This is a genomic window from Paenibacillus sp. PAMC21692, assembly GCF_014303795.1.
Lineage (GTDB): Bacteria > Bacillota > Bacilli > Paenibacillales > Paenibacillaceae > Pristimantibacillus > Pristimantibacillus agaridevorans.
The window spans coordinates 8,315,367-8,329,240 of record NZ_CP060293.1 but is presented as its reverse complement, the minus strand read 5'-3'; the positions used below and the strand labels follow the sequence as shown (position 1 = coordinate 8,329,240).

10 protein-coding genes are annotated in these 13,874 nt (G+C 46.9%); 7 read left to right on the top strand and 3 right to left on the bottom strand.

Going from position 1 to position 13,874, the window contains the following annotated elements:
* Positions 1 to 12: 12 nt before the first annotated feature.
* Positions 13 to 213, top strand: coding sequence for a twin-arginine translocase TatA/TatE family subunit (locus tag H7F31_RS33035; RefSeq protein WP_187102314.1), 201 nt, complete (start codon positions 13 to 15; stop codon positions 211 to 213).
* 175 nt (positions 214 to 388) lie between these two features.
* On the top strand, positions 389 to 1,147 hold the full coding sequence (tatC, locus tag H7F31_RS33030; protein ID WP_187105672.1) for a twin-arginine translocase subunit TatC: 759 nt from the start codon (positions 389 to 391) through the stop codon (positions 1,145 to 1,147).
* Between the two features lie 100 nt (positions 1,148 to 1,247).
* Here the strand turns inward: tatC and H7F31_RS33025 are convergent, their stop codons facing one another.
* On the bottom strand, positions 1,248 to 2,789 hold the full coding sequence (locus H7F31_RS33025) for a glycoside hydrolase family 31 protein (RefSeq protein WP_187102313.1): 1,542 nt from the start codon (positions 2,787 to 2,789) through the stop codon (positions 1,248 to 1,250).
* 415 nt (positions 2,790 to 3,204) lie between these two features.
* Between H7F31_RS33025 and H7F31_RS33020 the strand changes: the two genes are divergently transcribed.
* From H7F31_RS33020 to H7F31_RS33010, 3 genes are read left to right on the top strand one after another with little or no spacing between them, the layout of a single operon-like run.
* Positions 3,205 to 4,152 carry an ABC transporter permease gene (locus H7F31_RS33020; protein WP_187102312.1) on the top strand — a complete coding sequence of 316 codons (948 nt, stop codon included), beginning with the start codon at positions 3,205 to 3,207 and terminating at the stop codon, positions 4,150 to 4,152.
* An 18-nt stretch (positions 4,153 to 4,170) separates the two neighbouring features.
* Entirely contained in the window at positions 4,171 to 5,061 is an 891-nt protein-coding gene (locus H7F31_RS33015) for a carbohydrate ABC transporter permease (RefSeq protein WP_187102311.1), read from the top strand.
* A 44-nt stretch (positions 5,062 to 5,105) separates the two neighbouring features.
* Positions 5,106 to 6,722 (top strand): type 2 periplasmic-binding domain-containing protein, encoded by a 1,617-nt coding sequence (locus H7F31_RS33010; protein WP_187102310.1) that lies wholly within the window; start codon positions 5,106 to 5,108, stop codon positions 6,720 to 6,722.
* A 55-nt stretch (positions 6,723 to 6,777) separates the two neighbouring features.
* Here the strand turns inward: H7F31_RS33010 and H7F31_RS33005 are convergent, their stop codons facing one another.
* Both H7F31_RS33005 and H7F31_RS33000 read right to left on the bottom strand, forming a co-directional pair.
* On the bottom strand, positions 6,778 to 8,556 hold the full coding sequence (locus tag H7F31_RS33005; protein WP_187102309.1) for a cache domain-containing sensor histidine kinase: 1,779 nt from the start codon (positions 8,554 to 8,556) through the stop codon (positions 6,778 to 6,780).
* 19 nt (positions 8,557 to 8,575) lie between these two features.
* Positions 8,576 to 10,183: a response regulator gene (locus H7F31_RS33000; protein WP_187102308.1), complete on the bottom strand. Its 1,608-nt coding sequence runs from the start codon at positions 10,181 to 10,183 to the stop codon at positions 8,576 to 8,578.
* Between the two features lie 269 nt (positions 10,184 to 10,452).
* On the opposite strand from H7F31_RS33000, the gene H7F31_RS32995 reads away from it, so the two are divergent.
* Positions 10,453 to 12,069, top strand: coding sequence for a response regulator (locus H7F31_RS32995; RefSeq protein WP_187102307.1), 1,617 nt, complete (start codon positions 10,453 to 10,455; stop codon positions 12,067 to 12,069).
* On the top strand, positions 12,062 to 13,870 hold the full coding sequence (locus H7F31_RS32990) for a sensor histidine kinase (protein ID WP_187102306.1): 1,809 nt from the start codon (positions 12,062 to 12,064) through the stop codon (positions 13,868 to 13,870). Before H7F31_RS32995 ends, H7F31_RS32990 begins: the two co-directional genes overlap by 8 nt.
* The last annotated feature ends 4 nt before the right edge of the window (positions 13,871 to 13,874 follow it).

The following is a 13,874-nucleotide window of genomic DNA, read 5'->3' as shown; positions in this document are numbered from 1 at the left end:
AGTTGAGTCGATATGATGGGGATTGGACCTACAGGAATTGTGATGATCGTGCTGATTGCTCTGCTGCTTTTTGGTTCCAAAAAGCTGCCGGAGCTGGGGCGGGCGGTTGGCCGAACGCTTCATGAATTTAAAGCGGGTACGAAGCCGCTGTTGGAGGAACTGGACGTAACAGAACAGGAGCCTCGCGTAATTGAGGCAGAGAAACGCAAGTAAGTCGGACGCAGCAGTATAACGAGCAGGGAAGAAGCGGTTGCCGGATTTGGCGGGCCGCTTTTTTCTTGAACATGAAAACCGCCATGGGGAGGTGGAGGACTTGGCTATAACCGCAGCAGAAATACCGCAAGATCACAGCGATGGCGATGGCGATGACAAAGCCGAAGGCGGTCTGATGTCTTTATTTGATCATTTGAGTGAGCTGCGCAGACGGCTTATCTATGTGCTTATTGTGTTAACGATCGGCCTTGCCGTTGGAATGGTGCTGGCCAAGCCGGCGTACAGCTATCTGACGGATCTACATGCCGCCAATGCAATAACTTTGCATACGTTTTCTTTATGGGACGGCATAGGCATGTACATGAAATTTGCATTGGTTATTGCGCTGATTATGACGTTCCCTTTTACGATTTATCAATTATGGGCTTTCGTGAAACCGGCGTTGCGCCAAAATGAACAGCGTTCGGCGCTTAAATATGTGCCTTTGGCATTTATCATGTTGTTGCTTGGCCTTGCTTTTTCCTATTTTGTCGTATTCCCGCTGGCATTTCATTTCACCAGAATGGTGGCGGGCCAACTGGAACTGCAGGAAACCTACGGCATAGCCCAATACTTTGCGTTTATGTTCAATATTATTGTTCCGATTTCGCTTTTGTTTGAGCTGCCGCTTGTCATTATGTTTTTGACGGCGATACGTGTTGTCAACCCGATCCGATTGCGCAAGATGCGAAGAGTGGCTTACTTTCTGATGGCAGTAATTGGAGTGACGATTACACCGCCGGATTTTATCTCGGATATATTGGTCGTTATCCCGCTCATTGCTTTGTATGAGCTAAGTGTAGGGCTGTCCGGCGTGATCTATCGCAAGCAAGTGGAAGTGGACAAGCGCTGGGAAGAGGAGTTTGGCCATCCATCGGCCTTGGCCGGGCAGTAAGCAGGGGCAGAAAGAAGTACAAGGGGAGATGGACGAAGCGCCTAACAAGCTCTTAGTCCATCTTTTTTGGCGGATTGTACAAAACGAAAGTATGAAGTGATTACCGGTTTATCAGCCGATAATGCGGCAAGCGGGACAGCGGCGCATTTACTTCCAGCACGCAAGGTCCAAACACCTTGCTCCCGTCGTCTCCCAGCCACTCGCCTGCCGGAAAATGGATTTTGCGACTGCGCGCCCCTTTCTCGACAACAGGGGCTGCCAGCAGGGTATCGCCGACCATAAACTGATCGATAATGCCTTCGAAACCGACCTCCGGAAAAACATAAGCCATATGGCGCAAGATCGGCTCACCGGTAGCCGCCGCGTGTTTCGCCAGCTCCAGAAATGTGTCGCCAAGCGCCGCATGCAGCTTGGCCGCTTCGATGCAATGCGCGAGATGCTCCCGATCCAGCACCCGCCAAGGCGCGGTTGAGAATTGCATCATCGGGAACAGCGCCGAGCACTGGGCATATCGCACAAACAGCTCCTGATCAATGCGGAAAGACGGATTATTCTCCACGTCGCCGATTTGCCCGCCGCCAATCATATCCGGACAAATATAGGCATACCCGGACAACCCTTGTGCAAGTCCGTTCGGGATCAACGAACCAAGCCCGTCAAGATCCCAACTGTGCTGGCGGTCGCACAGACGCTGGACGAGCGGTTGCCCGCCCATTTTCCAGCAGGCCCGGTATTCGTTAAAGGTATAACCTAGGCCGACAGCCGCCCAAGCCTCGCAATGACCGTTCGGATGCATGGGGGTTGCGCTTTGGTCAGATTCCCGATAATAGTCGGGATCGCCTGCATCGAATTTAAATCCGTCGATGCCATACATGTCGATCAATTTCTGCAACTCCCTCTGATACCACTCGACCGCACTTGAATTTGTACAATCGAGCACGGCGCTGTAGCCGTTCCACCATCGGCGAATCGCAGTTTCGCCTCGTTCGTCGCGGAGCAGGAAACCTTTGTTCTCCAGACTGCGGAAATTCGCGGCATTGTCCGGGCTGACAAAAGGACAGGTCCACAGCATAACTTGAAAACCGAGTTCATGCAGTCTGTCCGTCATCGCTTTGGGATCGGGGAACCGATCGGTACGAAACCGCCATACCCCATAGTCTTCCATCCAGTTGTCATCGATCATGATGACGCCGGGCGGCAGACCGTTCGCCAGCACCGCCTCGGCATAACGCAACGTCTTCTCTTGTGTCGGTTCGTATTGCAGCTCGATCCATAAGTTATATTGCGGCACTGTGAAAAATCGTTTATCCGGCAGTTTGCCGGTTGGCGGAAAGTGTTCGGCTGCAGCTGAGCGTAATGCCTGGCGGAGAGTACCGCCAAGTTCTCGCAAGATCGGCTCTCCTGATTCACAGTAAACGGTCAGCAAGCCGCCCTCGAACCGGAAACGAATCGGTTTGTCGGCCCACACATATCGTCCTTTGTTTGATACGAGAAGCGGCGCCGCCTGATTGCTGCGAATGCGCACAGTAAGATCGACCTCAATCGTCTCTCGTCCAAACGGCATCTCATTGCCGTATGTAATATCTCCGCCCCACCAGACTTCCCCCTCCAGCAGACGAATGCGCAGTTCCTGATTTTCCATTATGATTTTCCCCCTTTATTTTGTTCTATTCTTTGCTTTGATCATAGAATAGAATCGGAACACGAGTCTACAGACAAGCTTGCTGAATGTTTACACAATTTTGCTCACAATCAACCAGTAACACATCAAACGCATTTTATACCCGTATAAAGATTTCTTGAGGCCGCTCAAGCGATTTTTAACCTGTTGACGTATTTGGAGAACGATCAGCCAGTCTAACATAATAGGCAGCAAATCGTTCGTTTGACGCAAGCTAATCCCCTGGATGCCGGATCCGGGGGATTTTTTCATGTAAGCGTTCCAATAGAATACTTAGCACTTTGTGTAGAATACTGAATTATCATTTTAAACGCCGCATTTTATAATTTATTTGCAGGCTACAAGACAGATCTGACAGAGGCAAGGAGGCTAATGGATGCAATCGTCATCAATAAAAAGTAAGCGCTTGAATTCCCGCATATTGGGAAAGGAACTGTGGAGCAACAGGTATCTGTACCTGTTCGTCCTGCCGGGTATCGTATGGTTTCTCGTATTCTGTTACCAGCCTATGTACGGCGTTCTCATCGCCTTCAAAGATTATGACATCATCAAGGGCGTTTTTGCCAGCGAGTGGGTAGGATGGGACAACTTCAAGGAGTTTTTTAACAGCCCGAACTTTTCGGTTGTAATGACCAACAGCATCGCCATCAGCTTGCTAAAGCTCGTGTTCGGATTTCCGGCGCCGATTTTGCTGGCCATCCTATTAAACGAGGTTCGCAACATCGTGTTCAAGCGGATCGCGCAAACGATTTCCTACTTGCCCTTTTTTGTCTCGTGGGTCGTTGTGGCGGGCATCTGGTACGAATTGTTTAGCACGGATGGAGGGGTTGTCAATAACCTGCTGGTCTTTCTGGGGTTGATCAAGGAGCCTATCTTCTGGTTTGGCGATCCGGACTTGATCTGGGGGATGATTGTCGCGTCAGACGTTTGGAAAGGAATCGGCTTCGGAACGATCATTTATCTCGCATCCATTATGTCCGTCAATACGGAGCTGTACGAATCGGCGGTTATCGACGGCGCCAACCGTTTCAAGCAAATCTGGCATATCACACTCCCTGCTATCCGTCCAACGATCATTCTGCTGTTTATTCTCAATATGGCGGGAATTCTCGATGCAGGCTTCGAGCAAGTCTATGTCATGCAAAACCCGATGCTGCTCGATAAAGCCGAAATCATCGATACGTACGTCATGAAGATGGGGATATTCAGAGCCCAATACGAGATGGCGACCGCTGTCGGAGTGTTCAAGTCCGTGATCGGCATGATCGCCTTGTTTACGCTAAATTTCCTGATCAAGAAGACAGGAGAAGAAGGCATTTTCTAAAAAAGGAGGGACACCGGCATGATTATTTCCAGAGGGGAAAAAGTGTTTCAATGGATCAACTATCTGTTTCTGTCCGCGCTCTCGTTTCTGTTCATATACCCGTTTTGGCGCATCGCCGCATTGTCCTTTAGCGAGGGTTACGATGCCTCCAAGGGGGGGATACATTTTTGGCCCAGAGCCTTTACGCTGGATAATTACAAGGCGATCTTCGCCAGAAGCGATATTATGGACGCCTACACCATTACCATCGGCAGGACGCTGATCGGGGCGACGCTTTCCATTCTTCTTGTCTCTTTGATGGCTTACGGCTTGTCCAAGGACAGGCTGAGGGGCAGGAAGATCATCAACATCATGATTATCATTACGCTGTTCTTCGGCGGCGGTCTGATCCCGACATACTTGTTGTACAAGTCGCTGCATCTGCTCAACAGCTTCTGGGTCTACGTCATTCCTACCTTATACGGCGCTTCTTCCGTATTCATCTTTCGTTCGTTTTTCAGGGCGCTGCCGAAGGAGCTGGAGGAATCGGCGCATATCGACGGGGCCAACGACTTGACCGTGTATACGAAAATCGTATTTCCGTTAAGCCTGCCGATCTTCGCAACCATGGGACTTTTCTCTGCGGTCGGGCATTGGAACGACTATATGACGGCCACGCTCTTCGTCACTAAGCAGGATCTCATTCCGCTGCAATCGCTGCTGATGAAGATTCTGGATCTTAATCGATCGGGCACGCCGGGCAATTCCTTCGGCATGGTAGATCTGGTCAGCAGCACGAAACGAACGGTCACGGCGCAATCGATCAAGATGGCGACATTGATGGTCGTGGTCATCCCGATTATGTGCGTGTATCCGTTCCTGCAGAAGTATTTCGTTAAAGGCGTTATTATCGGTTCTTTGAAAGGCTGAGGAATCTTGATAATATATAAAATAATCGAAAAGGTGGTTTTACAGTGAGAAAGTCATCGAAGTTGCTCTCCATCGTGCTTGTCTTCAGTTTAATGGCTGCTTCTCTAATAGCCTGCAGCAAGGGGAACAACGGGACCAGTCAGTCTCCGTCGCCGACTGGAACGTCGTCCTCTGCCGAGACTCCGGCAGCGAAGGAGGACCCGCTTGTCGTCAATATTCTGCTCATCGGGGATACGGTTCTGCCGAAAGAAAATAATCCGATGCACCAATGGCTGTTGGAAAACAAAAACATAGATATCCGTTTCTCCTTGGCTAATGGCGAAGTTCCCGATCAAATGAACATGCTCCTCGCCGGCGGCGAACTGCCGGATGTGGTGCGCTATGCAACCAACGAGCTGAGTAACGCGATCGCTAACAAATGGGCGGATGCGGGGCTTTCTATTCCGACTGACGAGCTGCTGGCCAAGTATCCGAACCTTCTAAAATATAGCGATCCTGAGTATAACGCCGCCGTATTCGCGAATAAGAAAGACGGAAAGATGAATATTATCCCATCCAACTCGGCAAGCCATCCTGACGTTGCGGAGAAGGTACTGGGCTTCTTCGTCAAAGAAGATTGGCTCAAGCAAGTGGGCATGGAAGCGCCCAAGACAACGGACGAATTGTTTAACGTGCTAATGGCATTCAAAGAGCAAATTCCGGATGTAGACGGAAAACCGATTATTCCGATTACGTTGGATCATATGGGCAGGCAGAACTTCATGTATACGTGGACCAAGAACTGGTACGACCTGTCGGAAGATTATCAAACGCTGCACTGGTGGTTCAACCATCCGGGCATCGAGGAATATATGGTCTTCATGAATAAGCTGTACAATAACGGATTGCTCGACCGCGAGTTCCTGACGCAGCAGCCGGATCAATATCAAGCCAAGCTCAGCTCGGGTCGCGTCGGCATCACCTTCCAGACGCATGTGCCGATGGATACGGCCAATGGAGTGCTGAAGGCATCCGATCCGAACAACCGTTATGTACCAAGCCCCGCTATCCGCGTAGAAGGACTGCCGCTTCCGATCTACGCTTCGACCTCCTACAGCATGTTCGAGGGCATCGTTATCTCCAAAAAATTCGCGGAGAATGAGCGCAACCTGGAGCGTTTTATGGAATTCCTGGATTGGAACGCAACGAACGAAGGTTCATTCTTCCTGAGCCATGGCGTCGATGGCGAATATTATGTCAAAAATGCAGACGGTTTGTACGAGGCGAAACCGGAAGTGAAAGTCGAGCTTGACAAAGGCGACAGCGTATTCCAAGCAAGCGAAGGCCTCATATTCTACAATCTGCTGAAATATCCTGTTATTCCGACGATGGAAGTGAAGGCGGGCACGGAGGAATTCCGGATGGGCGAAACGATCTGGGCGGAAGGTTATACGGTTGACGACAATCTGTTTAACCCTGCCGGAACGGGTCCGGAATGGGATAAGCATTGGGGCAATCTGTGGCCCGAAATCGACAAGTGGCAGGCCAAGGCCATATTTGCCAAAACGGAAGAGGAAGCGCGCAAGATTACGAAAGAAATGCTTGCCCACTTCGAAAAAATCGGCGCTCCTGAGGTTACGGCCGAGAAGCTCCGTCTGATCGACGAATATCTGAAAAAGTAGCCAACTACAAAAAAACGGAATCGGGGGCAGGGCCTTCGGTTCCGTTTTTTTGTTTTCATTCAAGGACGGGAATTCGAATCACTACCCTGGTGCCGATTCCCAGCTTGCTGAATAATCGGACGCCGTATTGATGTCCGTGCTGAAGCTGTATCTTTTCGTTGACATTGTGTATGCCGTAGCCGCCATTGCTGACATATTGGTTGTGGGAAGGCAGATCCATGCCGATTCCGTCATCGATAATCTCGAAGATTACGCAGGACTCCTCGTGCGAAAGATGGCCTTTGATGGCGATATTGGTTGTTCCATCCTTATGCTCGGCGCCATGCAAAATGGCATTCTCCACGAATGGCTGCAGGATCAGCTTAAGGGTGTGGAAGGTTAAGATTTTATCCTCGATGTCGAAGGTGATGTTGATCATATCCTCCAGTCTGATCTTCTGAATTTCGACATAAGTTTGCACATGGCGTATTTCTTCGCTGATTCGCAAGTACTCCTTGCCCGAATTCAGAGACAACCGATAAAAAGTCGCCAAATTGTTTACCATATCAATAATTTTCTTCGTTTCGTTATCTGCAGCCATCCAATTAATAGTCGCTAAAGTGTTGTACAGGAAATGGGGATTAATTTGGGCTTGCAGCGACTTGATTTCGGTTTCTTTTTGCAACTGCTGGCTTGTTCTCAGCTCTTCGATGAGTTCCCGTATCCGTTTGATCATGCGATTGTAATTTCGCATCAGCATCCCGATCTCGTCCCGTCCGTCTACGGAAGGACCAATTTCCAGCGTCAGGTCCTCCTGTCTCTCCATATGTTTCGCCAGCAGCGATATTCGGCGGGACAGTACGCGGGAGATCGCAAGCGTAAGCAGGATGCTGATCAAAATGCTGCCGATCAGAATCGCAACCGTGAAATTCCGGATGGATTGCGCGCTGAGCATCAGGCTGTCCATAGGCACCTCGAGCACGTACTTCCAGCCGGAATGACGGTTGGTTTGATACAACACCAGCTTTTTGGTGCGATCGCCTTCCGCCAGCCAGCTTCCGGCGCTTTCGTTGTCAAACATCGGGTTTTCGGACGGAGCGGCTATCGGAGGCAGCTCGGGATTGCTCTGGAACCGGATCTCCCCATCGTCGTTCGCCATATAGAAGAGTTCTTCGGGTGAATGTTCGCTGAACATTCCATCCTGGAAGATATCCTTGAGCCTCAATTGCATCTCGACAATGCCGACGAGCTTGTCGTTGTTGTACATGATCGGCTTGATAATCGAGATGAGCGACCGATTGTCGTTGACTGTCCAGATCGAGGCGTTGGATAATGCGATGAGGCCGGCCAGGTCTGTTTCGTCCAAGTTGGTGAAATGCTTCTGGTACCATGCGCGTTGTTCGGCATAGGCAATATCGATGATGGTATTCTCCGCGTCGGAGATGCTTGGCTTGTCCGGGTAAGTGCCGATATCGGGCATGGTATCGTTTTTCTTATAGATAATTATATTTTTAATAGAAGGGTAACGGCGCTCCAACTCGAAGATTGATCGAAGATTATCCAGATATTGATAAGTATAATCCGCAGGCGAATAGTAGGTCGTATTTAAAGCGGCGATAAATTTATGATTGGTAATATACGGATTCAGGAGCTCTTGATGCGTGTTCATCTTGTAATCGATATTCATGGCGACCTGATTAAGGGTCTGGCTGTACGATTTGCTCGATTGGTTATAAATGTAGGATTGGATTTTCTGATAGGTTAGCAGACCGGCCAGACTGACAGCAAAGATCATCAAGCTGCCATAACAGATGAGCAGCTTGTTTCGAAGCTTTATGTTGTTTAGCATTTTCATCTGTGCTCGCTCCATTTGTTTACGATTTTAGAGATTGGTCCCGATATTCCTTCGGGCTGATCCCGTACATGTTCTTAAAGACAACGCTGAAATAAGAGGTGCTGTTATAACCGGTTTGTTCTGCGACCTCATAGATTCGAACGGATTCGTCCGTCAGCAATCGAATGGCATGTTTCATTCTCACCTTCGTCAGGTAGTCGATAATGCTCTCCCCAACGTATTCCTTAAAGATATTGGAAATGTAGTTGGGGGTCAGGTGGATGCGCTTCGCAAGTTCGTCGATCGTAATGGGCTCGTGATAACGGGTTTCGAGATTCTGAATGATGGTTTCGATGATGTTCGTATTTTTCCTTGTGCGCTTTGCGTGAAGATGCCGGCAAGCGGAGACGGCCGTTTCCTTGAGCCACTCGTGAATTTCCGGAAGCGTATCGAAAGAATAGATGCGATCCCATAGCCGATGCTCTTCGCCGAACACGGATTCTATTTTTTCATTGGATTCATGGATAATTCGGATCAGATCGCTCATCGTTCGAAAGCAAAAAGCTTTAATAAACGGCTTATAACCGGAAGACATTTGGGTAAATTCCTTGCATATTTCTTCAATTGTCTGTTCTACCTGATTGACATTGCCAATCTCCACCGCTTGGATCAACTGTTCGTAGAAAACGTCATAATTGGCGGAGAATGTTTGCTCGGTCATACTGTCAAGGTAGTAGATATCCTTCCCTTTGCCGAGATAAAATTTTTGTCTTGATGCCGCTTCGCATTCCTTGTAGGCTTCATGCAATTGACTGAGCCTGGCCTTCCGATTGCTAATACTGATCGTCAACATTTCGTTGTACGGAAGAAGCAGGTTTTCCCTGACCTCGCGGATCACATCGGGAACGGAAGAATGCCCGTCAGGCTCTGAGGCATAAAGCACGATTGCGAATTCATTTTCTTTTGTTTGGAAGGCCTGCCCTTGCCGCTCGATGGCAGCGAAACGTGCGAGCCGATCGAGAAATTGCAAATAGGTTAGTTGTTTCTTGGCGTCCATCTCAGGAGAATCCGGGGGAGCGTCGATTTGCAACAGCAGGGTGTCATAGCCATTCTCGGGTAAGGGCAAAGAGAGCGTGTCCATACGATTGTGGATCATTTCCTCATCCCTTAGAAATCCGTGCAGGATATGCTGAAACAGCTTCTCGGCAAGCAACGGTTTGCTTTCCTGAATTTGTTCTTTCAAGGAAGCGAGAGTGTGCTGCTTGTGTTGTTCTTGTAAGATCAGTGATTGTATTTTATCAAGCTCTTGCATTAGTTTATCGAACAAAATCGGCTTTAATAAAAATGCATACGCTTTCAATTCGATCGCGGCTCTTGCATATTCAAAGTCGTTATACCCGCTAATGATCAAAATTTTGACCTGGGGGTTTAATTGCTGGACCAGTTCGGCTAGTTCCAATCCATGCATTTTTGGCATCTTGATATCGGTAATGAGAAGATCGATACCGTTCTTCTCAATCAGTTCCAGCGCGTGTACGCCATCTTTTGCAAGACCAACGATCTGCATCCCATAGGCCTGCCAATCCACATGCTTGGCAATGCCTTCCCTTTGTATTCGTTCATCGTCCGCTATAATTACTTTAAGCAATGTTATTACCCCCTGTCTGACTAGCATGAATATCTTTAGTATTAATATACATGCTAGAAAGCCTGCTATACATAGCGAGTATAGGTATTATGCGGAATAAAAGCCGATTTTGTAGAATAGTTGAAAGAGTGTGTAGGAAATTAATATATACTTATAACATCGTGCAATATTTTGCATGGTCATTTTGTACATTCCGCGGTATGATAGGGGACGCATAACTATCGAATGCTATACGAAAGCAAGACATCACATATAAGGCGGGATTGCTTATGCTAAAGGTTGTCATTGCGGATGATGAGAGAATACAGCGAGAGGGCATTTCCCGTCATATTCCATGGAAGGAACTTCAGATGGAGCTTGTCGGTAGTGCAGAAGATGGCGATGAGGCGCTAAGCCTTATGGAATCTCATCAAGTCGATATTTTGATTACCGATATTATGATGTCGGGCTTAAATGGGCTGGAATTGTCCAGGCAGGCTCAGGAGCTAAATCCGCAACTTAAAATCATGATTATCACTGGTTATGATGAGTTCGAATTTGCCAGGTCGGCCATAGAATTGAAAGCGTATTCTTTTATGTTAAAGCCGATTAACATTCGGCAATTAAAAGATAAATTGGAAAAGCTGGGGTCGCAAATCGTTTCGGAGCGCAAATCGGAGTCCGAATCGCTTCTTATGAGGAAACAGCTCGAGGAGAGCAAACCGCTTCTTGTGGAGAAGTTTATAAAGGATCTGATCTATGGATACTTGGAAAATGAAGAGACGATCTGTAGAAGGGCGGAAGCCTTATCCGTTACTTTTCCGGAAAACGGTTACAATCTGTTATTAATTCAGATCGATAACGGGCTGGAACAGCATCTTTCCGAAGTAGACCATCAATTGTTGTTCTTAAGGTTTTATCATTATCTGCTCGAGGCGTATTCGGATAATGGCATGACGCTGATGTCCAAAGAAAACGAATTTATCCTCATTCTCAATGACACTTGCCAAGATGAAAATCAGACGCTTCAGCAGATTGACCGTATAAGGGAATCCTTGCATGATGTGTTTAATAAAACGATAACCATAAGCGTCAGCAGTAAAAAAAATAAGTTCTTCGAGCTGCACGAAGCTTACCGGGAGGCGGAAATCGCATCGAGGCAAAAGTTTTATCTGGGTAAAGGGAATACCATTTGTTTTCAAGATTTTTATCCCCTAATGAATCATCCTGTGAGCCTTGAAGATAAGATAGAGCGATTGATCGAAGATGTGGGAATCGGGAAATATGAGCAGATCGATAAAGATATTGACAAGATATTAAAGCTGCTGCCGATTCCATCCGATGCAAGGGAGCATACATTAAAAGCCTTTTGTTTTCGAATACTGAGCGATATCTATAAGATCATCTATAACATGGATGAAAAAGTCGAAACCATTTATGGACGTGAGGAACGCCTGGGCGAACCGATCTATCGTTTCGATACCATTCCTGATGCTCGAGAATGGCTCGTAAACACACTAACGACGTTATCGAAATATATTCATCAAAAAAGGTCGCGTAAACACTCCATAGTCGTACAGTCGATTATCAATGTGCTTGAGCAGAAGTACGATGAACAGATTACGATTGATGAGCTGGCGAAGACGGTATTTTTAACGCCAAGCTATATTTGCAATATTTTTAAAGAAAACGTCGGAGAAAGCATTATTGATTATTTGATAAAAGTCAGGATGAAGCATGCAAAGGCCCTTCTAACGGAAACCGATGCAAAAATCTACGAAATTGCTGAAAAAACAGGTTTTAACAGCACTTCGTATTTCAGCTCCGTTTTTAAGAGCATGTTCGGCGTTAGTCCTAGAGAATTCAGGGAAGCCGGACTAGCGGGGCGTGAGCAGGCGCATGAATAATATTAGTTTGAAAAATAAAATGATTCTTAGCTACGGTGCTTTAATTATATTCGCGGTATTATCCGCAGGCATTTTTTCTTACACGAACGTAGAGAAGTATATCTATAATCAGGCAACCGTCTCTTACGGGCAAACCCTGGATCAAGTCGAAATGAATATCGAGGATAAGCTGAGCACGTATTATGAGTTAATGAATCAGATTGCGAATAATAAAGAAATTGTACTTGCTTTATCCCATGATTATAAGTCGCCTGCCGATTTTTCCTATGAATTCCTCAATACGATATCTCAGGCTTACGAGATTAAGGAAATCGATACGACCAATAATATATTGGACATTTTCATATTTAAGAATAACGATTCCTTGCCGGAGGCGGGAGGGAAATTACTGAATGTACAGCATGCTGTGGATACTTGGTGGTATAAGCAGTATTTTGCAAAAACGGACCAGTTTAGCGTAAATGACTACATCCAATTTTCCAAGTTGAAAATTTGGTTCGTAACCAATGAGGATATTAAACCGAAATACTCTGCCGTAAATGAAGATTCTGTTCTTGAAACGAGGATCGCGATCGTAAAACCGATGATTCTCAACTTTGAAAAAATCGTAGGCATTTTGGAAATGTATATTCGATACGAGACGGTTTTCGGCGAGTATATGTCCAATGACCCGAACAATGGAGACCATTTTTTCGTTGCGGACGAGAGAGACGAAGTCATATTCAACAGTTTCGAATCTTCGCCCGGGACGAATCGAAAGCTGGATCAAGCTTATTTGGACAAAATGGAAGGGAAAGAGTCGGGCAACTTCGTTGTGACAAAAAACGATACAAAGAACTTGGTATTTTTCAAGAAAGGGAAGAGCTCCAACTGGATCTATTTTAGAGAAATGCCCTTGGAAAATTTGTTGTCGAGCGCGAATACGGTAAAGCGGTTCACCATTTTTATTGTCATTATTAGTATCGTGATTTCCATTTTGATTGCGATCTCGATTGGAAGCAGGCTGTCCAGAAGAATTTCGATCCTCTCCAGCAATATGGAGCAAGTAGATGACTTGTCCCTGGATATGCATGTTGCCATCGATGGAAGGGATGAGATAGGCAAGCTCGCTAAAAACTACAACCGAATGATTCGTAAAATCAGAGAGCTTATCGAGCAACTGACTGCCAGCCAGATCATACAGAAGGAAGCAGAAATGAAAGCCCTGCAAGCACAGATCAATCCTCATTTTTTATACAATACGTTGGCGACGATCAACTGGATGGTGCTGGAGGACGAGAAAGAAAAAATCATCTCCATGGTGGATAACTTATCCATCTTCTACAGACTATCTTTAAACAAAGGGCGGGAATATCTCACGATCGGCGAAGAGGTTCAACAAATACAAGCTTATATGAATATCCAAAAAATAAGATTGGAAGAGAAAATAGAAGTTATCTACGATATTGAGCACGATATTCTGGATGCGTACACGCCTAAACTCATCTTGCAGCCTTTCGTGGAAAATTCGATTCTTCATGGCCCCAAAACGAAAAAAAGCACAACGACGATTACGATTAGAGGTTATCGGGAACAAAACCGCATCATACTTGAAGTTCAGGATGACGGAATCGGCATGAAGGAGGTACTTCTGCCCGGACAATACATGACGAGGGGCGGTTATGGCATTCGGAATGTGCATGAGAAAATACAGCTGCGATATGGAAACGACTTTGGCGTGGAAATGACCAGCGTGCCTGATCAAGGGACGTTGGTCAGGATTGTTATCCCCGCCGAGGTTATGCCGCCGCCCAATGCTTAATAAC